General features: G+C 33.5%; 16 protein-coding genes. All 16 read right to left on the bottom strand.

The window, feature by feature from the left end; translation table 11 throughout:
• Positions 1-28 precede the first annotated feature (28 nt).
• A complete protein-coding gene (locus tag BN6465_RS02425; protein WP_066731384.1) occupies positions 29-1,819 on the bottom strand; it encodes a DUF6020 family protein in 1,791 nt (596 codons plus the stop codon).
• A 10-nt stretch (positions 1,820-1,829) separates the two neighbouring features.
• Positions 1,830-2,219, bottom strand: a complete 390-nt coding sequence (locus BN6465_RS02420) for a GtrA family protein (protein ID WP_066731382.1) — start codon at positions 2,217-2,219, stop codon at positions 1,830-1,832.
• Positions 2,212-3,153 carry a glycosyltransferase family 2 protein gene (locus BN6465_RS02415; RefSeq protein WP_066731380.1) on the bottom strand — a complete coding sequence of 314 codons (942 nt, stop codon included), beginning with the start codon at positions 3,151-3,153 and terminating at the stop codon, positions 2,212-2,214. The genes BN6465_RS02420 and BN6465_RS02415 overlap by 8 nt, the downstream gene beginning before the upstream one ends.
• A gap of 325 nt (positions 3,154-3,478) precedes the next feature.
• Positions 3,479-4,909 (bottom strand): hypothetical protein, encoded by a 1,431-nt coding sequence (locus tag BN6465_RS02410; RefSeq protein WP_066731378.1) that lies wholly within the window; start codon positions 4,907-4,909, stop codon positions 3,479-3,481.
• 114 nt (positions 4,910-5,023) lie between these two features.
• A complete protein-coding gene (locus BN6465_RS02405; RefSeq protein ID WP_066731376.1) occupies positions 5,024-6,538 on the bottom strand; it encodes a polysaccharide biosynthesis C-terminal domain-containing protein in 1,515 nt (504 codons plus the stop codon).
• 18 nt (positions 6,539-6,556) lie between these two features.
• Complete coding sequence (locus BN6465_RS02400) at positions 6,557-7,522, bottom strand: glycosyltransferase family 2 protein (protein ID WP_066732718.1); 966 nt, start codon at positions 7,520-7,522, stop codon at positions 6,557-6,559.
• A 15-nt stretch (positions 7,523-7,537) separates the two neighbouring features.
• A complete protein-coding gene (locus tag BN6465_RS02395) occupies positions 7,538-8,659 on the bottom strand; it encodes a glycosyltransferase family 1 protein (protein WP_066731374.1) in 1,122 nt (373 codons plus the stop codon).
• Positions 8,652-9,746, bottom strand: coding sequence for a glycosyltransferase family 4 protein (locus tag BN6465_RS02390; RefSeq protein ID WP_199882783.1), 1,095 nt, complete (start codon positions 9,744-9,746; stop codon positions 8,652-8,654). Before BN6465_RS02390 ends, BN6465_RS02395 begins: the two co-directional genes overlap by 8 nt.
• A 125-nt stretch (positions 9,747-9,871) precedes the next feature.
• On the bottom strand, positions 9,872-11,278 hold the full coding sequence (locus tag BN6465_RS02385) for a hypothetical protein (RefSeq protein WP_066731367.1): 1,407 nt from the start codon (positions 11,276-11,278) through the stop codon (positions 9,872-9,874).
• A gap of 11 nt (positions 11,279-11,289) precedes the next feature.
• Positions 11,290-12,729, bottom strand: a complete 1,440-nt coding sequence (locus BN6465_RS02380; RefSeq protein WP_066731365.1) for an MBOAT family O-acyltransferase — start codon at positions 12,727-12,729, stop codon at positions 11,290-11,292.
• Between the two features lie 14 nt (positions 12,730-12,743).
• Positions 12,744-13,892: a glycosyltransferase gene (locus BN6465_RS02375; protein WP_154670177.1), complete on the bottom strand. Its 1,149-nt coding sequence runs from the start codon at positions 13,890-13,892 to the stop codon at positions 12,744-12,746.
• Positions 13,893-14,218: 326 nt separating this feature from the next.
• The gene (locus tag BN6465_RS02370; RefSeq protein ID WP_066731361.1) at positions 14,219-15,703 is read right to left on the bottom strand and encodes an O-antigen polysaccharide polymerase Wzy family protein; all 1,485 of its coding nucleotides are present in this window, start codon (positions 15,701-15,703) and stop codon (positions 14,219-14,221) included.
• A gap of 14 nt (positions 15,704-15,717) precedes the next feature.
• Positions 15,718-17,406, bottom strand: coding sequence for an asparagine synthetase B family protein (locus BN6465_RS02365; protein ID WP_066731359.1), 1,689 nt, complete (start codon positions 17,404-17,406; stop codon positions 15,718-15,720).
• Positions 17,388-18,689 carry a lipopolysaccharide biosynthesis protein gene (locus BN6465_RS02360; protein WP_199882782.1) on the bottom strand — a complete coding sequence of 434 codons (1,302 nt, stop codon included), beginning with the start codon at positions 18,687-18,689 and terminating at the stop codon, positions 17,388-17,390. Before BN6465_RS02360 ends, BN6465_RS02365 begins: the two co-directional genes overlap by 19 nt.
• A 2-nt stretch (positions 18,690-18,691) precedes the next feature.
• Positions 18,692-20,047: an O-antigen ligase family protein gene (locus tag BN6465_RS02355; RefSeq protein ID WP_199882781.1), complete on the bottom strand. Its 1,356-nt coding sequence runs from the start codon at positions 20,045-20,047 to the stop codon at positions 18,692-18,694.
• Positions 20,048-20,088: 41 nt separating this feature from the next.
• On the bottom strand, positions 20,089-21,108 hold the full coding sequence (locus tag BN6465_RS02350; protein WP_066731352.1) for an ExoA family glycosyltransferase: 1,020 nt from the start codon (positions 21,106-21,108) through the stop codon (positions 20,089-20,091).
• Positions 21,109-21,114: the final 6 nt, after the last annotated feature.

The following is a 21,114-nucleotide window of genomic DNA, read 5'->3' as shown; positions in this document are numbered from 1 at the left end:
TTCTCTTACTTATATTCAGTGTCTGCGATTACAAACATTCCTTGTTTGTAATTGTCTCTGCATCAGATACGTAATTCCTCTCTTCTTCAGAAGAAAAACTGATTGCTATAAAAAGAGGAATTCCTATAATCAACGAATATATATATCTAAATTCTGCATAAACCGGGGTAGCTATCATTAGCGATCCCCATAATGCCAATACCGGTAAAAATGGAAGTATGTTTTTCTTCTTTTTTATTGTTATTGCCAGCATTAGCAGCATAATCCAAAAATAAAATCCTATACTCCACAAAATTCCATAAATAGGTATTTCCATATATGCATTTTCCCCCCACTCCATTATACGTACTATTCCTGAAGGCAATTTCGAATCCCTGTACATTCCTAATATTTCCGCATGTTCTGTCACTTCAGTAGTTATTACCCAATACTGCTCATCCGTAGTCCAGTACCCTCTTGTTTGGTCTATTTGAGCTTTTATATATTCCTCTGGATAGCGCAGTCCAAGCTTTAACCATAGAAAGAAAAATTCCTTTTTATTATCTTTAATATACTGTTGATTATCTTTTTCACGAATCAGAGTTTTTATTGGGTCTGAAATATAATTCAGATACTCTTCAGGTATTCTGTCTATCTCAATCACTTGTCCCAGTAATTTTTCCTCCTCATCCGTTAACTCACATCCATCAGCGACTACACGGGCAATATGTTGAATCGGTATGGACAGATTTTCAACTATGTCGGGCTGAATAACATGCTTAGCTTCCATAACCGGACCTTTCACAATCCCAACTATACTTAAAGTAACAATACAGCCTAAAATAACTCCTGCCCTCCTCTTTTTCAACATTAAGACCATAAAAGGAATACAAAATAAATATGCATAAAAGCCATTACTTCTCAAAAGACATACCAATATCCCCACGACTATAAATCCAATAATCTGTCCAATCTTCGTGAGTCTATTGTCATCATGACTATCCTGTAGTTCCCATAAAATTATGGAAAAAAGAAGTATACTTCCCGCAAAAAAAATGTCCTTCCAAATGGCTATAGAATACAAAGCATTAAAGGGCATAATACCGAAGAAAATTATGCACAATGCAAGGTATTGTTTTCTGATTTTACGCCAATATAAAATTACTATCAAAAATGCAAAAATAGAGGCCATTACTATCATCTGTACAAAAACACAAACTGCCATCCCTCCATTAGGATTATGAAAAATCTTAATTCCCAAATTGTAAAACAACTTTAAAAACAATGTATGAAGCACCGGCTGGTGATTACTATAAGAACTGATTCCTAAAGCCTGCTCAAACTGCCATTCTGTATCCCATGTCAATATACCCGGATAATAGGCAATAAAATAGGGGAGCCAGCACAGTATTAGAATGCCAAATGATGCTCCAAAAACCTTTATTCCTTTAGAATTCTTCTGTGCCGCACACACCAAATCCTTCTCTTCTGCCATTTTAAAGATAATTGCTATTAATGTGTAAAAAATGCAGCACCAACCAGCTATAGCTAAGATATATTTAATCAACAACACTAATTTTACATCTACAAGTAAAAGGAAATCATCATAATTACCCGCCACTTGAAAAACTGCCAACAGTACAGACAAGACTCCTGCAATTATTCGCTCCCTCTTTTCAGAACAATTTATTTCATTTTTATAAAAAAAATAAAAAAGAACAACCAAAAGAACGGATGCAAAATTAGATGTCTTTAATCCCAATGTCCAAATAACCGCTATCGTTGATAATAATATTTTAAAATAGCAACTTTTCAAAAATTTTCTCATTTTTACTCGCATAGTTAAACCTCTATTTTTCCAAAACCATTTTTCGACTTATAAAATTATAAACCATCACAATTGCAGTTGCCCCTATTTTAGCCAGCATATAGTATATTTTTATATATTCAACTGCGGCCCACATAACAACCTGATTAATTCCAAGTCCTATGACACTTAGAATAATAAACACTACAAACTCTGCACTCTTATTTCTTTTGTCTTCAACATCAAAAACCCATTTAACGCTTAAAATGTAATTAAAAATTACAGACACTGAAAAAGATATAATATTTGAGATGTAGTAGGGCATCCCTATAAATTCTGTACATAAAAATAGAAGCAGATAGTCAATGACAAAGGCACTGCCTCCGACAACTGTAAATTTCAGAATCTGCTTTCCCAAATTATTATCATTCATGAACACTTCTCCGGCTTACTTCTTGAATCTCATTCAATTTCAATTCATACAACTGTCTGTGTTTCTGTACAATTACCTGTAAAATAATCCCACATATCCACATCAACATTGACCAAAGACCAACAACACCCGCGACAATCAACGTTGGAAAACGAGGAACAACCCCTGTATTTAAAAATTCGATTAATATAGGAATAAACAGTACCAATGCTAAAGTTGCAAGAAATCCCGAGATTACAGAGAAAAAAGTAAATGGTTTATATTCTCTGAATAATGTAGCTATTGTCTTTAATACTTTTGCTCCATCTGACACTGTACTAAGCTTTGACTCGCTCCCCTCCGGTCTATCGCGGTATGCGACCGGAATCTCCTCCAACAAAAAATTTTTATCTAACGCGTGAATTGTCATCTCTGTTTCTATTTCAAAACCTTTAGAAAGTACTGGAAATGATTTTACGAATAATCGACTGAATGCCCTGTATCCAGTCATAATATCCTGTATCTCATTTTTAAATAGTTTATTAATAAAAAAACGCACTGTTCTATTTCCGACATTATGAAAGGGCCGTTTATTCTCTTTAAAATAAGTAGAAGACAAACGATCCCCAATAACCATGTCCACCCCTTTTTCCAGTACAAGATTGACCATTTGTCTGGCATTCTCAGCAGGATATGTATCATCTCCATCTATCATCAAATAACAATCCGCATCAATATCACGGAACATGCTTCTTATAACATTTCCCTTTCCCTGTCGGTATTCATATTTGACAATTGCCCCTGCCTGCTTGGCAATCTTGTCGGTACTGTCCGTAGAATTATTGTCATATACATATATATCTGCCTCTGGAAGAACCTTCTTATAATCCTCTATAACCTTTTTAATTGTTACACTCTCATTGTAACACGGAATTAGCACTGCTACCTTGCACATTCTATTTACCTTTCGCACATAACTACTTTGCATTTTTTCATTTCATCATAAGAAAATACACATCTACTTTTTTCTTGAATTTCCGTAATTTTATCGTAAACGCACCATAATAACACGTTCCTCTAATTTAAGGAGCCACTCCTAAGAGTGGCTCCTTATTTATCCAGCATCACTTCTCTGCCCTCCAAAAAAGCCCTTAAAAATTTCCTTGATTTATGGAACAGGTCATACCATTTGCTGTTTTGCTTTTCAGCGCGCCATGTAAAATATCAATATCGAGGACAGCAATATCGTTTTCTATCCCCTATCATATACCTTTCTGCGTTCAATCTAAGTCAATAAAATCCATTGTAAATGTGTCATCCTTCGATTTACTAGATTTCCTTGGTCGTTCATCTTCATAACCTTCTTCAAAATCGTCGTCATCATAATATTCATCATAAGTCTTTTTTCTATCTAATTCTGACATGAAATCCCTGCGAAGCTCTGATAAATCGTCTTCATTATCATCGTCATCATAATATTCGTCATCCTCATAATAGTCATCAAAATCATCTTCGTCATCCTCATAGGACGCTCTAGCATGATTTCTGTTTGTACCTTTAGGCAGCGACTGAGAATCCTGTTCGTCGTCAATCCCATATTCATCATATAAATCGTCCAGTTCAACATTTCTATGATGTAATTTAACAGCAAAAACTATCAGGAAGATAACAAGTATTAATAATAAACATACCACTCCAACAACGAACCAAACCAAATAATTTGTAATAACCTCAGACATTTTTCCCCATAAATTAGACGCAGTTTTCTTTTCAGAACTTACTGCTTTGGGAGTTTCCATTCTTTGATATGTGTGTTCTAATGAATCATAAAGGTATAGTGACTTTTCACCCTCATTATTTACAGCATACAATATATAGAATCCATCTCTGTCTGGTTCAGTCCATACTGGATACGATGTTCCGTTAATCTCCATCGAAACCTCTTCATATTTATCGGGCATCTTTACTTCATTTCTTCCATTCAAAACAATAATGGAGTACTCATCAGATATAAGGAGTTCGTCACACGGAGAAAATGTTCCATCCGTAGAATTATATACCCAGAACTTTCCCGCCTGATTACTGTCGATGAGATATGCCAGCGCAATATCACTGTTTGCCTGAACTGCGCCCTTGTATGTAGTCCCCTCATAAGTTATATCGCCCGTTGTAAACCCTGCCGGAATCTCATTGTCAGAAAATGCTTCTGAAAGCGTATAGGACTGTCCGTCAATTGTAACTTCACTGGTATTACCCGTATCAACAATCTTACTTGGGTCACCGGCACCTATGGTCACATCAGAATAGCCATTGGTACAGCTGAGTGTCTCCCCACTTGTAGTGGTAACCGTAGCTGCCTCCTGTGTCATTCTTGAACTGCCTTCCTGCAGTGCCTGAAATGTCATGGTGAATTCTAATCTGTCACTACTTCCAGTTCCTGTATAAGTGAGCTTTCCTTCACTGTCAGCGTTAACACCATCGCCACTTACAAATCTCATATATGAAGTATCATAGGACATCTGAACAGATACATCTTTCAACGTTCCGCCCTTTGATACTACCGTACCAGTAATGTCAAACGTATCGCCGACCTTGGTTTCCAAATCAGTGAAAAATATTACTCCTTCTGCCGCTTTTGTTACCATGGAAAAGCATGGTACGATTAAGCATATTGCCAGCAACATGCTCGCAATTCTTTTCATTATCTTCATGTGCTTTCCTCTCTCTTCTATAATATTTTATCTCTTTAATCTTAAATTTGAAATGTTCCTTGTCCATTATATCTTTTTTTTAAATGATTGTCTATATATTATACCTAAAAGTTTTTAGTGCCAAATAACTCTTTTTATTCTCATATACAAGTCTTTACATTCATTCGGCTCAGCAATATAATTTACAATTCCAAACAATACCGTGCTCAGTAAACCTAAAATTATTGCATATATAAACCACATTATAAAAGATGTCAGATTCTGAGGCACAAGACTCCAACTCAACATCATTAACAAAATAATTAAAACAAAATTTCTTAAAAATCTTGACATTGTTTTTTTTCTGGAATTTCTGACCAGATATTTGCTATTATATAAAATTACATCAAACGACCGGTATCCATATGAACAAATTGTTCCTATCAGCACACCGGATATTCCCAACTTCCCTATAAGTAAAATCGAAACAACAATGTTAATAACGGCCTCTGCTATTGCCTGATATCTTGTCTCTTTATAATGACCGGCAGCGCATATAATCGTAAGGCCAGGTATCCTCAAATTCTGCAAGAAAACAATAACAGTAAATAAAAATCCTACCACAGGACGCACATAACTCACATCCGACATGTTTTTAGTATATATAGAAACAAACGGCAAAATTAGTGCCCCCATACATATCACTACTATAGCCAAAACAATCATATACACATACTCATAGCTGGCATAACTCTTTTCAAGTGTTTCATCTTCTCCTTTCGATATCACCTCACCGAACCCAGCCGTCAATCCATTTGTAAAAGACGTCATAAACATATTCACTGCGGTAGCCACAAGGTTATAAACACCGTACACGCTTACCTCCAGCAAAGAATTCTGGCCAATTAATATCGTAAGTAATACCACATCTGTATTGTTCACAATAACGCCTACAACTTGATGAAGAAGCGCAGCGCCCCGCTGGGGTAACGCTTCCGGCTTGGGTGCTGCTTTAAAATTCAAGTGGGGATATCTCTTCCTCACATATATCCTCACTAATATCAAACGGAGCATATATACTCCAGTTGCAACCGCTTTTACCAATATTACCGGTGTATGGTGATAAATTAGCAGAATAGAAACAATTATATTTACAACTGTTCCAATTGATTGAATAATTGCGACCACGTATCCTTCTTGATTTGCAGTCAAAAGTACTCTATATTTTCCAAGGAAAAAATAATCTACCAGAGTACTACTAGCTAATACTAAAACCATCCCCCGAACCATCCCTGAATCCAATTGCCGCGAAATCAATATGGGATAAAAGAAAGCAAGCACTAATACCAACACCAAGAAAAGCACTCCTGAACGATTATAAAACTTCCGAGTAGCCGACAGAATAGAGTTAACTTCTTCTTTATCATCGCAAGCCAAAGGTGAATATAACGCAACAACAGAAGCGGTTCCCACTCCCGCCTCCGCTAATCCCAAATAGGCAAGAAACTGATTAACTGACGTAATCATTCCATTCACCCCTGAACCATATGCCTCCATGAAAAAACGCGGAAGTATAATTCCAGAAGTAAAAATCACTATTTGTAGGAACACATTAGCAATCATATTTTTCATTGCTTGTTTACTTCTCATACTATTCATTAACTCCAATTATCTCTTTTTTGACTCACTAATAAATACTAATTTACGATATGCTGTTATACTGAACAATAAAATTAGCGATGACAGTTTACGTTCTCTCAAAAAATATGGATTTTTTAAAATCCGGATTGTGTGCCTGCGTATAAACAAAACCAAATCTTTAAATCCATCCAGCGACTGGTAATCCGGCTCCAACAGCATTTTATCCAAGACAATAAATCTAGACCATATCCACAAGCACTGCGCTTCTTTCTCGAGTGACGGAAATACCCTTTTTACCACTTGATAATTCTTGGTATATCCGTCTATGATATCAAACAGCTGAGGTGTATACGCCCTGCCGGTAATACTCTCCTGACGATGCAGATAATAATATTTCGGTTTTGTGCCTACAGCAACTTTTTTAATGTTTTGCATTAAATCAACCGTATAATAGATATCTTCATATAATCTTCCTTTGGGAAACTGCAAACTTTTAATACAACATTTTTTTATAAGCTTATTCCATATCTCCCCCCTAATTGTATGGCCTCGAAGTATGCAACGAAATGCTTCCTCTCCTGAACATATAAAGTCTGCTTCCTCTTTTTGTGCTTCGATTCTGTCGCTGTAAACTTCATAGATTCCGCAAGTCGCCATATCTGCATCCGATTTTTGAATATTGTTGTGCATATATTCAAACATATCCAATTCAATATAATCATCGCTATCTATAAAAATTACATATTTCCCAGAGGCATATCGCATTCCTACGTTCCTCGCATCACTTAATCCGCCATTCTGTTTGTGAATAACCTGTATGCGCATATCCTGTTTGCTATATTCATCACAAATTTCTCCACAACTATCCGGACTTCCATCATCAACTAAAATCACTTCAAAATCAGTAAAAGTCTGTGCTAAAATGGAGTCTATACATTTATGAATATATTTTTCCACTTTATACACTGGAACAATTACACTTATCTCCGGCATATTATACTCCTCCATTTAAGCTAAATAGTATTTCTTTAATCTCTTGGCCTCTTCACAAATATCATATCCTGCTTTTTTAAACTGTTCTAGAATAATAGCATTTTGCATGTCGTTTCGTTGATAATCTGCACACTGCAGAATCTGTTGCACCCAGTATTCTTTACCTTTGTTTAACGATACAAACTTTACATTATCTGTTATTTTTACTTCCTGTGTGATAGCATCCGATAAGATACTATATACACCTGCAGCCTGTGCTTCCAGTGCAACAATCGGTAATCCTTCAAATAAGGAGGGAAACAAGAACAAGTCTATCGCTTTCCAAATTCTTTCCACATCATTACGAATGCCAAGAAACTTCACTTTATCCTCTATTCCATACACCTTTACTACTCTTCTTGATTCTTCCAGCAGTTCCCCGTTCCCTACCAATATAAGTACAGCATCATCCCGCTTCTTCACCACTTCATGAAAGATTTCCAGCAAAAATTTGTGATTTTTTTGTTCTTCAAATCTACCAATATGCCCTATCACAAATTTTTCCTCTATAGCAAGTTCTTTTCTTATGTTTACACTCTCTGGCTCTGAATACAAGAATTTTTTTATATCCAGCGCATTATGCACAACATGAAATTCAGAACTCTGAAGACGCTTTTCATCAAATAGCCATTGTCCTGCCACGTTACTACACGCAAAATAATCGGTAGCATACCTCGGAATAAGATGTTTATTCACATAATGTAGAACATTTCGTATAATTCCTGGAGAAGATGAATTATGTGAATGTGCAATTACCTTCGGAATCCCCGTTTTTTTTGCTACAATCAATGGTACAATATTTGCTGCTGAAAGCATATTTACATGTACAGCCATATATTTTTCATTTGTCAGTATCTCCATGAGCTGCTTTCTGAATTTCAAAGGATATTTTCTCGCATCTACAGTATGATACACTCTGCCACCCATTTGCAGAATCTCATCCTCATAAGCAAGCTTAGGAAACATACTGACAAAATCAAATTGTACACCCTCCCGGGAAATCTGACGATAATAATTCATTACAAAGCTTTCAATTCCTCCGGGATTATAGGATAACCCTACCTGCAATACCCTCATGCTTGTTTCCTTTTCAATCATGTAACAACTCCTCTATCAGCTCTATCCATTGCTTATATATCTGGTTTTTTTCAAATTTTTGAATGTTCTTCTGTGTGTATTCAGAAAATCTTTGCCTTCTTACACTATCTTCCATCAACTCAATCATTCTCTCTGCCATTTGCTCCAAATCATATGGTGCAACCAAATACCCATCTTTTCCATCCTCTATAATTTCTCCCGGGCCTGTAGTGACATCAAAACTTACCATCGGAAGACCACATGCTTTTGCTTCCAGTAAAGTAAGCGGTAGTCCTTCCCGATAAGAAGGAAGAACCAAAAAGGCATACTTGTGAAAGTGCTGATATGCATTCTTTATATTTCCTTCAAAAATCACTTGAGCATCCAATTTAAATTCCTTCACCCTATTTACTGTTTTCTCAAGAGTGTCTCCATTCCCATACAGATGCCATGTCCAGTCAGGAAATTCCGGCAATACTTTTTTTGCAACTTCCACCAGCATATCATAACCTTTTTCTTCACTGAATCTCCCAACTGTTATTATTTCTTTTGTATTCAAGTCATATGGCCGTCTGGCGCATAGTACTTCCTGTGGAATCCAATTATATATACTTTGTATTTTTTTAGGATTTAAATGAAATTTTTTTATATAGTCCAAACGCGTTTGTTCTGTTAATGTTACCACTTTATGTGAAATTAGTGAATCCCAAAATCGAAACAACGTAATATCTTTTTTCTTCCATTCGTTCATCAGTGCCCCGTGATCACAAAATATATATTTCGCTTTTGTAAAAAACCTAACTGGTGAGACAATAAGTGCCGGATGATTTTCCATCAAGAAAACAATATCTATCTTATTTTCTATGACAAATTTCTTAAAAGGGGTAAACACCTGCATTATACGTTTTCTGATTCTACAGTCTTCTGTCAACTCAGCCTTATAGATGATACGCTTATCCCAATCATATGGTACTTTTTTACCTTTTCCAAATATTGCATAAATATAAACCTCATAATCATTGCAGAAGGCATTGGCAAGTGAAGTAGTCACCTGCTCAACGCCTCCTGTAACTGTCATATCATAATTTACGAAACATAATTTTTTCATGTCGGTCTCCATATGCTTTATAATACAAGATTTTGTGCATAAATACAATCCACATTACCACCTTTTCCTCAAACTATATTCATTTATAGCTTACGGGAAAATATCATATTGGCATTTTCACATTCTCAGGCTATCAACTTATATATTTTTTTAATACCATTACAAATTGTAATGACATTTATCTCCCCTTTATTTATTTTAGTCTTCTCTACCGTTACTCTATAAGTGTTATCTGCCTTTGCCATGCTGAATTCTTCGTCGCCAATAATCAAATATGCATACTCTACATCATCCCCCAAATTTTTCACGGTAATATTTGCCAACTGTTTTTCCTCTTCAATATTTATAGAATCCTTTTTTAATTCATCTTCTTCTACCACATACGCTTCAAATGCTTTTAAGGATGGTGGCAACTCCATTTTTTCCATCCCTTCTTGAAAGAAAAAGCTACCCGACAATGTAGCTTCAGCGTTTTCCAAAATCACAAAATCTGGTTTAAAAATATTATAATAATAGTCAAAATTTATCGCATTTTGATAGGCATGCACATAAATATATTCATTTAAACTATTCATCATAAATTTATATCCCATTCCATTCATATAGCTACCTTGAAAAACTAAAGTTTTGGGATTTTCTTCACTCTTCCTATTTTCATTCACAAAGTACCCAAACGTTGGAAAATCTGGGTGCATACTTAATTCATCTCTATATAAATCTGACCTATTCTCTACCTCATCCTTAAGTTCAAAAACCGGCTCATACTCATGAATTGGAAACTCAGAAACCGGTAAACTAGTATTTAAAACCTCATTAATTAAAAATTCTTCCTTACTATTTATGTGTAATTGAGGATAAGATTCCTGCATACCTTTCAATATATTATTTACACCAAAAAACGCTCCCAAATCATTCCAGTGACCTGCATTATACTTTTTATTAAATACCATCTCACCCTCGTTAATTTTTTGCTGTAAAATTTCAGAATTGTCAACATATTTAATACCACGTTTATCCAGCTCATCAAAAAACGTCTCCAACCACTCATTATTATAATTTATCCCATCCTTTAATTCATTTCTCAATATAGAAATCTTTGAAGGATTTAATACAAAAATAAAAGGAATACTTCTTTCTGAGCAATATGTATTGATTTTTTCAAGCATATCTACATATGCCAGTTCAAAGTCCCCAAATTTTCTATTTCTATCAGACTTCATAAAAACATATCCGTCTTTACCATATTCATATGAAGGATGTACCATATTATGTAATAATGCATCATTTAATACAGTATATGCATATATCATCTGATCTCTCAAACCTATCCGATCTTGTAAATATTGTTCAATCTCTTCTGTAATATCTCGCTCCTCTCCATCCTCAGGAATATAGTTATTTCCAAATGGATTATTCATCAGTGCTCTATTATCAATAGTCGATATAGAGTTTTCTTCCCAATTAAATAAAACCATTGGTGCAACGAGCAAAAAGCAAAATATTGTAATTATCAAAATCCTTATTTTTTTCATAACGTGCTCTCCTAATATTGGAAGTAAAGAAATGGACTATACGTCGAATTAATCATAAATAATATACTTAATATGAACAAAAATAATGCTCCTATTTCCTGTACTAAAAAAGCTATATTGTATTTTTCTATTTGCTTCTTGCATTTGACAAAACATTCTGTCGAAAAAATTGTAGCTCCAAATACGGCTATAACCAATAATACAAGGATTCTAAAATCAAAATAATAAGCAAACGTAAAGTTAACTGTTGGGAATGAAATATTGCCAAGCATAATTTTTACATATCTTATAATTTCTGACAAACTTTGTAGTCGGAAAATTTCCCATCCAATATAGACTATAAACATTGTAAAACTCCATTTGATATATTTAGGTATTTTACAATAAATTCTAGTATTTCTAATACAACGCTCCGCTACAATAAAAACTCCGTGAAATGCTCCCCAAATAATATAATTCCATCCCGCACCATGCCAAATACCTGTAACTGTAAATACAACAAATAGATTCAATAAGGTTCTTATCTTACCTTTTCTATTCCCACCTAACGGTATATAGAGATATTCTCGAAACCATGTTCCCAACGAAATATGCCATCTTCTCCAAAATTCAGTTATTGAACTTGATATATACGGAAAGTTAAAATTTTCCTTAATTCGAAAGCCAAACATATTACCAAGTCCTATGGCAATATCCGAATATCCTGAAAAATCATAGTATATTTGAAACATATACAGCAACGCGCCTCCCCATGCAGTCAGAACATCAATTCCATAAACGGAATCTGCTTGAATAGTCTCAACTAATATACCAAATGTATCTGCTAAAATTACTTTTTTAGCTAAACCAATAATAATTCGATTGATACCATATACAAATTTTTCTAAATTTATTATCCTGTCACGATTCTGAAATTTAAAATCTTTATAAAGCATAATAGGTCCCGAAATCACTTTGGGGAAAAAAGTTAGATACAATGCTGTGTCCAGAATATTCCCTGCCTCAGCTTCCCCTCTATAAATGTCCACAATATATGAAATTGTGGAAAACACAATAAAAGACACTCCTAATGGGGCTAGAATATTTTTTTCCTTCACACCAGTGGCTAACAGATTATTCCAAATTTCTATAAAAAAGTTATAATACTTAAAATAAAATAGCACGGCAATTAATGCAATCACAGACATAATAGTCGGCAATTTTTTCTTTGCTTTTACTTTATGTAAACAAATACCAGCTCCCCAAACTATTATTACATAGACGATTAACTTAAACACATCATCAAAGCACGCCCAACTGTAAAAGAACAAGCTTAGTATTACTAATATACAATCTAGTAACCGAAATTTTTTTAACATTCTCCAATGCGCTTCTAGTGCATAAAAAAAATAATATATCATAAGAGTTATAGGTAAAAAAACAAATAAAAATACTATACTTGTAAAAGTCATATTTTACTATCTCCCTATTTTTCGTTAATCAGTTTCTCATATTCGCATCGTAATTGTGAACAAATTTTTTCTGAGCCATAATTTTCTTTACATAACATACTTATTTCCTTCGGATTATATAAATCATAGTTTACATATATCTTTTTAAGCCCCCTAACTATACTTTCAATATCTAAACTGTCCAAAATTACACCATTATCTTTATTAACAATATCATTTATCCCACCATTATTACTACCTAATATAACATTCCCTGTAGCCAGCGCTTCAATATAAGCAATTCCAAATGTTTCCACCTTACTTAGTAAGACCATCACTTTACTTCTTTGCAATAATCTCACTACCTCTTTTCTTGATATCTCCCCTAAGAGGAGAATTTGTTTTTGCATTTGATATTTGACTATTAATTGGTTCAATCTATCTCGTTCTGGACCATCTCCAGCAATATACAGTAAAACATTTTTTTGGTTTTTAAATGCTTCTGAAAATGCTTCCACCAAATAATTCATCTGTTTTAATGGTATCAAATTTCCTACACTGGCAAATATGAAATCCTTTTGCATTTTCTCTTTAAAAGAAAAAATGCAATTTACCATGTTAGGTATTACCAAAATTTTCTTTTTCTCACCAGTAATATTTTCAATTGCTTTTTTTAGATTATTTGAAACAGAAATAAAAATATCACTGTTCTCAACACACTTTTTAAGAATAGATTCTTCATAATCATTTAATTGATGCAATAATATCTTTGAACTGTGCTCAGTTATTACACATTTACAACCAAATTTTTGTTTTAGCTGGATTGCAATATAACCACCACTAATGAATGAATGTGCATGAATAAGATCAAACCCTTTGTTCTGCAATTCTCGTTTATATAAATATATTGCTATTTTTCTCAGCAAAAAATAATATATATTAGAAAAATGTCTGATTCCTACTGGTGGTAAGCAAAAGCGATACACCTCTATACCTTCTTCAACACAATGACAAAGTTTAAAGTAAGGAAACTCTTTTGGTGTTTTTCTATAAGGTATATTTATACACAAAACTGTTATATCTATTCCCTGTTTTTTCAACGCTTTTACTTGTTCTTTAAAAAAAACACCATTATTGGGATATTTTTCACTTGGATACCACGATGGTATAACCAAAATTTTCATTTTAATGTTGTATGACAATTGCTCAACGAAATTATCACACTTTCCTTTCTTTTATATTTTTGTATTATGGTTTAATACATTCAAATACTATAGTAATAATCTTTTCCGCATTTTTAGGTATTTTATCTAAATTTAGTTTTTAGAATCGCAAATAGCAACATGATCAAAATTGTATTTTATCATCTTCCTAATAATAATGTATTATAAAAGATACTATTAAGGAAATATATGCAGAAATAGCAGAAAACACTGTAACATACCGAATTAAATCCACATTCAAATTTCTTTTTTCATACTTCCCTTTCTGCTAAACAATAATGCATTAACTATTCTTTAGGAAACAACCTTAATTTTTTAAATAAGACATATATCCATTGATTATTTTCTATAATCCATGCCCCTACATAACATCCAACAGTACACGCCCAAAACTGAATTGTAACTATAAAAGTGAGCCACCCTGTTGCCTCGGCCCGGGGTATATAAAAAATCCCTGTAAGAGAAACCATAATTATAATATTTAGAAGATTATTATATTTAATTCCCCTCATAAAATAAATAAGAATCCCTCCTAATACTAAGCTAAAGACTGCAACGCCAATATATCCGAAATCAATGTAATTTTCCAGTAAATAACTGGATCCCAACCCTTGTCCCTTGAGATAATTATCCTGCATAACCGTATAGGAAAGATTATGTGCTAGATTATTGCTTAATCTGCCATTTGTATAGCAATTCCCATCGGGCAACGGAGATGTACCAAACAAACGCTGCCCAACCGTCCCATGAACAAAATAATCAATGATTCCACCAAAGGTATAATTTCTAAAATCTCTTTCTGGCAAATTCAAACAATAACCATATCCTCTGCTCAAAACATTTATTGTAACCCCCTGTCCCTCAAAAAATCCGAGTAAAAGTTTAAACGGATTGGCATTTCTTACAGAAGCCCCTGAACGTATGAATGCAAATGCAGTCATGAAAATTAATGTTGAAGGAATTCCAACCACTAAAATAATCTTTTCAATTTTTCCAATCCATTTCTCTTTATTATCAATTACATTTCTTAATACATAATAGGCCAAAATAAACAATGCGTTTTGTATGAATGGATTGCGCATTCCTACTAATAAAGATGGTATAGCAGAAAACTCGTACAACACCAACGGGATAATTGTTCTTTTTTTATATGGCATAGTTGCTAAATAAATGCACAAGCTATATTTCATAAATGATGCGATAGTATATACAATTCCCGGAAGTTGACTATGAAATCCGGTATAGTAATCTAAATATGATTTTCCCGCCATATAAATTAATTTTTCGCCTTCCTGTATAGCAAAAAATATCATTGTAACAAAAAACATCAACAATGCAACGGACTGTAAATTTTTTTTAAACTGAGCTTTTTTTTCTTTTTCCTTTTTTATTGCTTTATTACTTTTAATACAAAGCTTTTCAGTCAGATATGCTCCTATCAACATAGCAACTAAAGATAGCGCCATTACAGTTAATGCAAACACATTATTTTTTGTTACCTGTTCTGCTTCAAGCCACCATTTTTTACCATCTAAGTAATTTACTACCATTCTTCCCATCAAAAAAGTAAAGAAGGTTATTTGAAATACAAAAAAGTGAAATCTTTTCTGAAAATCCATAGCTGCATACCAAACATTATCAAGCCAAAGAATAATCACTCCTGATGACATGACATCTAAATTACCAGTTGTTCCTCCCGTTATTGTTACTGCCCCCCCCAGTATAAGCAATACTAATTGAATAACCTCTTTTGCCTTCTTATTAACCTTCATTTTTGACCTCTACTTTATTTAAAATACACATTATAAACTCCTAACACCGTTAACATTATCATTTTATCTACTGCATTTCCTTCGTTATGCATTGTATACAAATTTTCTTTTATCTCAACATTATCTACTAATTCTATAGTGTTCTGAAAATATTGCTCTATAAAATTTGCAAGTGTTTCATTAGTATTACACCAATAATCTACGGGATTCATTGTTCCTCTATAATTTAATTCTATCTTCGAATTAAACTTATGCAAAATGGGGAGAATCACTTTAAAATACGCGATTTTCCAAGCTGCCATACACTTAATTTTCCATTTAGAGCTTGTCGGCTTACATAACGTCTGTGCATATTTAACCTTAACTGCTTCAGGATATTTTTTCTCCAACCATTTCACATATATTCTATCTGTAATCCTTTTTTCCAAAGGTATTTTAAACATCAATTCTAAAACTTCTATATCTTCAAAAGGTGAATATGTCTCAAAATAATTTTGTCGGATTAAATGTGTGGTTACGGCCCCTAAAAGTCCTCTTGTATAAAACCAAAGGAGTTCGTTTTCAGCAAATTCATTAAGAAAGTCTGTTTTTATATCTATATCCAGCAAATGGGTGAAACGCTGCTTGTCCATAATATATGGTTTTTCATAAACAGGATGCACACTAAAGCTTCCGCCATATACATCTCCCAATATTCCAGTATGTTCAATACCAAATTGATTAGGATTTAAAGTCTTTAATAGTGAACGTCCACCTGTAATCCCCGCATAAAATGTTAAACCATAATTTTCTTTTATTGTCTCATCAATATCATACAAAAAGCTTGCATTATTCAAAGATTTAAAAATATAATCATTACCAAGCTGTCTGATTAGCTCTTCTGTTATCTTTCGCTCATCTGCATTCATTTGGCTGTAACAAATATTAGTAACATCGGTATACCCCAGTGCTTTAGCAACAAAACAAATTGCTCTTGCATCCATTCCTCCGCTAATATCTACTAAATGTTTGTATCCGTATTTTTTATCTTTTTCGAATTCTCTTCTTACTGCTTTTACAAAAGTTGTATCAATCAATTCTATAAGTTCGTCGTCGGAAACATCCAGTACGTCTGAATTGTCAAACCTGAAATATTTCTGCTCTTCTGGTACTCCTTTCTTATAATGCACTATATTACCTGGAAATACTCTTTTTATACACTTCACAAATGTCTTGTTATCCATCATATAACCAAAATAAAGCATATTTTTTATGGCATCGTAATCTGGCTTACATTCTAATCCATTATTCTTCAAATTCTCAACCAACCAATTAAAATTAGAAGAGACCACCAATTTTTCCTCACCACTGTAATAAAAAACTGGACGTTCCCCAAGTTGATCTACAAAAGCATTTATCGAATGCTCTATTTTATTAATAAATATCCCATTAAAACTACCTCTTAAACTTTTCAAAAAATTCTCTTGATCTTTTTGAATACTTGTTAACGCATATTCCTCCCATCCCATTGGTGAGTCTGCTAATAGTTCATCCACATTAAATATAACCCCATCCAGAAGTAAAAAAACATACTCATTATCAATACATACCTTATCTTCTAGAAATCTTCCATTATGTTTATATTCAAACCACAATTCTGTTCCAATAATTTGCTTCTTGCCCAGTCGCTTAGTACCATTTTCTTCTATAATCCATCCAAGCATTCTTTTTTCTCCTTTTTTATCGCTTTATTGACATAAAAGATTAAATATGGGAGTGAGATAAAAGAAGAAACAAAAACTACTAATAGTGTAGCAATGGCTGCCCCTACAGACCCCCACAATTTAATCAGTATGATATCAAATATAATGTTACAAATCCCCGAGACAATGCTAACAATAAGATTTACATTTACTTTCCTTAACATAGCCAAAATATTTCCGCAGGGGATTCGCAACGTACCTGAAACAAAATAATTAAACATCAAAATACGAAACGGTAAAATAGCATCACTATATGTATCCCCCCACAATAATTTAACTATAAAAGGCGCCAAAATTATTCCCACAAGACTAATGACCCCATTCACTACAGCCAGCACACCTATAACCCGCCTATAATTTTTTTTAATCCATTCCATATCTTTATTATGACTTGCAAAATACGGATAAATAAACACCATAATGCCACTTGGTATGAAAATTAAAGCTGTTGGTATCTGAGTTGCCACTTTATAAGATGCAATAATTGCAGGACTTCCAACAAAAACTCCAATCAGAAACACATCTAAAAGATATAATAATTCCGAGATAGAATTACTGGCACATGCTGTAACAGAATATTTCATAAGAACTTTTGACTGCCTATATTGTTTACCGTTCACAAGACACATTGCTCTGATATCTTCTTTTAAATATATAAATGCTATTAAAATAGAGGCTATAAAAGCAAAATATCTGGCAATTATAATTCCCATCACCCCAAACATCTTGGCCCCTATAACAGAGCAAAAAAAATAAATCACTGTATTAATGTTAGTAATACGGGCATACCATATATTGTTCTGTTTAATTCGAAAAATTGATGTGACATAATCAAACATCCATTGTAAAATTGGTACAATTGCCATAGCTCCCAAATATATTCTTGATGAATCAAGCTTCACATATCCAAAAATTGACCAAAGCAATAACCCGATTGATAAAAGAATATTAATCTGATTACCTTTAACAAGTGTATATTTATAAATTTTTATACGCTCTTCAACAGAAGACTCCTCTGATGCAAACTGTAAAAGGCCGCTTACCAATCCCAATCCTCGCACTAAGAGAAAGAAACTCATAATATTATTAGCATAAGTATATACGCCATATTCATTTTTCGAAACTAAATGAACAATAAAAATATTTGTCAAAAACTGTATAATATTATTAACTATACTTGTTCCAAATATATGAAATAAACCTCTCTGTATCAATAAGTTTATCTTCCCCTTTATATCTTCCATAATCATTTCCCTTTTCTTGATACTGAAATCTCTGATTTGTCCCAAAACGAGTCATCGCTAAATAGGATTGCATAAGTAAAATAATATACAAAACTAGTCTCATACAAAAATGGTAAATTTGTACTGGTAAAAAGTGATAAGCCTAGATACGCAATTTGAACCAACAATATTTCTTCTCCGATTCCCGCGGAATGTTTTTTTTCTTTAACCAACAAGAAGCATTTAAAAAGAGCCACAATGTATAAAACGCTAAATAAAATGCCTGCAAATACCCCATGATCATAAGCAAACTGCAAAAAAACATTATGTGCATTATTGCCCACATCACCGTTCCGTACAGTAATAATGTGATCACGGCTTGGATGTCCTTTTATATTTAACTTGCGAATAACTTCTTCCCATATTCCCGTTCTACCAGACGAATAATTTTCAATTCCCGACTCATGCTTATCATTACCTTCAATCCTATCTATATAGTTATTCAAAATCTTTTTCGGATTCTCTGTCTCAGTTTTTTGCTCATAATGCTGAAAATTAGGTAGATATTTTACTGACAATGTATTTATTCCCCACAGAGAAACACAAATCAAACCACTCCCTGCAATGATTATAATTAAATCCGCCAAAGTCTGTCGAAATGGCTTTTTCTTAAAAATAATGTTTACTAACATTCCAGCCAAAAACGTCCCTGCAATGGTAACTGTAGCAGTTCTACTTCTTGAAAAGAACGCAAAACTCACAATAACACCAAAAATAATCCCATTTTCTATCTGTTCTTTTTTATTAGCTGCATATAAGAATCTTGCCACCACCAGTGCCACAATAGCAACCAAATGTTGTCCAAGGGAATTAGGATTTACTGTAATACCTGTATACGCTTCTGTTCCTATCGGGGCAAATAATATGGAAATGCAAAAAAACGCAATGCTGGGATATACAAATCCATGATATAAAGATTTAAATAGAACATTGTAGTCCTTTCTGTTATTCCATACTAAAAATATACTTGGAAATGCTATTAGCCAAATGCACGCTAACGGAATAAATTCTATTGAGGTAACAATGCCGGAACTTAAACGTAATATACCAAACATAAACCATAGTACTGTAATGGGCTTGCTCCATCTAACCGGTTTTACCTCTCGCTCTATCGAACAAAGAAGAATGCCAAACATAATTACTGCTCCTATGATACATTTATATAGCAAATGCACATAGATTGGAAAAATAGAATATATATAAGAAGTTATACTAATCAATCCAAAGCAACAACTTAAAAAGAATTCTCGTCTTTTTTCATCAAGCTGTGCCGTTATAGTCGCACATTTATTTAAAATGCAACATAACACAAACTGCATTTTAAACTCCATATTCTTCAGCAATGCTACTTACCTCACTTTTATCTATTATTGTTTATATGCACTTTTAGTTTTTTTCTCCAATAAGGCATTTTAAATATTCCTATTAAGGTTCCTATCCCATAAGAAAGATGCAAGGATAAAAATATAATCGGCAAAAGTAAGTAACACCAATGCCACTTTTCTCTTAAAGCCGTTGCAATTGACATCAAAACATTCATACTTCCATAAATAATTCCCAGTGTTTTAAACCAAATAGGAAAGCCCACAATCAGAAGAATCACACATAATATAATCCCCACCAAAAAAAGTAATGGCACAAAATGAAATAAAGAAAAACACCTTGGACATATCCCAGTAGTCAATCCTATCCATAACCCATTACCATATTTCTGTTTTATCATTTCTTTCCAAGAACTTCTTGTTTGCTGGTAAGATATAATTTTAGGGTTATAACAAATCCGATACCCCGCTTTTCTAATTCTATAATGCATTTCATTATCTTCTGTACGACCTAAATTTTCATTAAATAATCCAGCCTTTTCAAACACTTCACGTCTGTATGCTCCATGAAACACTGATTTCACATACGTTTTGTGGTGTCCTGTCCTATATGGTGCAATACTACTTCCAAACATAGACTTCTCCGCAAGTAACAGTGTATGTTTCCAAGGGGTATCTTCTTCGGCTATATTAGGTCTCTGCCCACCTACAACCGATTCTCCTTCTTCCATACATTCTACTACTTTTTTCACAAAATCGCTTGGTATTTGAGTGTGGGCATCTATCCGTATAATAATATCTTCCCGAGCTGTGTTAATCGCAATATTCCATCCTGCCGCCTGAACTTTTTTAGGATTATCAGCAATTAGCACACGTATAAAATGATTATTTTCCTCTGCGAACCTTTCCATCATCTTTTTTGTATTATCTGTAGACATGGAATTAACAAATATAATCTCCATTTTTTCATGAGGATATTCTTGATTCCTTATGTCCTGAAAGAGAGACGAAATCGCTTTCTCTTCATTATATGCAATTACGCAAAATGATACTGTCATTTATCT

Origin of the sequence: Bariatricus massiliensis (assembly GCF_900086725.1) — a bacterium.
GTDB classification, from domain to species: domain Bacteria; phylum Bacillota; class Clostridia; order Lachnospirales; family Lachnospiraceae; genus Allocoprococcus; species Allocoprococcus massiliensis.
Note: the sequence above shows the minus strand (reverse complement) of the source record. Positions and strands in the feature narration are given on the sequence as shown.

What these genes read in the sequence shown, in the direction of transcription:
- BN6465_RS02370 (WP_066731361.1), bottom strand. Translation starts at nt 15,703, where the DNA reads ATGAAGGTTAATAAGAAGGCAAAAGAGGTTATTCAATTAGTATTGCTT.
- BN6465_RS02360 (WP_199882782.1), bottom strand. Translation starts at nt 18,689, where the DNA reads ATGGAAGATATAAAGGGGAAGATAAACTTATTGATACAGAGAGGTTTA.
- BN6465_RS02400 (WP_066732718.1), bottom strand. Translation starts at nt 7,522, where the DNA reads ATGCCGGAGATAAGTGTAATTGTTCCAGTGTATAAAGTGGAAAAATAT.
- BN6465_RS02380 (WP_066731365.1), bottom strand. Translation starts at nt 12,729, where the DNA reads ATGACTTTTACAAGTATAGTATTTTTATTTGTTTTTTTACCTATAACT.
- BN6465_RS02405 (WP_066731376.1), bottom strand. Translation starts at nt 6,538, where the DNA reads ATGAGAAGTAAACAAGCAATGAAAAATATGATTGCTAATGTGTTCCTA.
- BN6465_RS02350 (WP_066731352.1), bottom strand. Translation starts at nt 21,108, where the DNA reads ATGACAGTATCATTTTGCGTAATTGCATATAATGAAGAGAAAGCGATT.
- BN6465_RS02425 (WP_066731384.1), bottom strand. Translation starts at nt 1,819, where the DNA reads ATGCGAGTAAAAATGAGAAAATTTTTGAAAAGTTGCTATTTTAAAATA.
- BN6465_RS02355 (WP_199882781.1), bottom strand. Translation starts at nt 20,047, where the DNA reads ATGCAGTTTGTGTTATGTTGCATTTTAAATAAATGTGCGACTATAACG.
- BN6465_RS02420 (WP_066731382.1), bottom strand. Translation starts at nt 2,219, where the DNA reads ATGAATGATAATAATTTGGGAAAGCAGATTCTGAAATTTACAGTTGTC.
- BN6465_RS02415 (WP_066731380.1), bottom strand. Translation starts at nt 3,153, where the DNA reads ATGTGCAAGGTAGCAGTGCTAATTCCGTGTTACAATGAGAGTGTAACA.
- BN6465_RS02375 (WP_154670177.1), bottom strand. Translation starts at nt 13,892, where the DNA reads ATGAAAATTTTGGTTATACCATCGTGGTATCCAAGTGAAAAATATCCC.
- BN6465_RS02390 (WP_199882783.1), bottom strand. Translation starts at nt 9,746, where the DNA reads ATGAAAAAATTATGTTTCGTAAATTATGATATGACAGTTACAGGAGGC.
- BN6465_RS02385 (WP_066731367.1), bottom strand. Translation starts at nt 11,278, where the DNA reads ATGAAAAAAATAAGGATTTTGATAATTACAATATTTTGCTTTTTGCTC.
- BN6465_RS02395 (WP_066731374.1), bottom strand. Translation starts at nt 8,659, where the DNA reads ATGATTGAAAAGGAAACAAGCATGAGGGTATTGCAGGTAGGGTTATCC.
- BN6465_RS02410 (WP_066731378.1), bottom strand. Translation starts at nt 4,909, where the DNA reads ATGAAGATAATGAAAAGAATTGCGAGCATGTTGCTGGCAATATGCTTA.
- BN6465_RS02365 (WP_066731359.1), bottom strand. Translation starts at nt 17,406, where the DNA reads ATGCTTGGATGGATTATAGAAGAAAATGGTACTAAGCGACTGGGCAAG.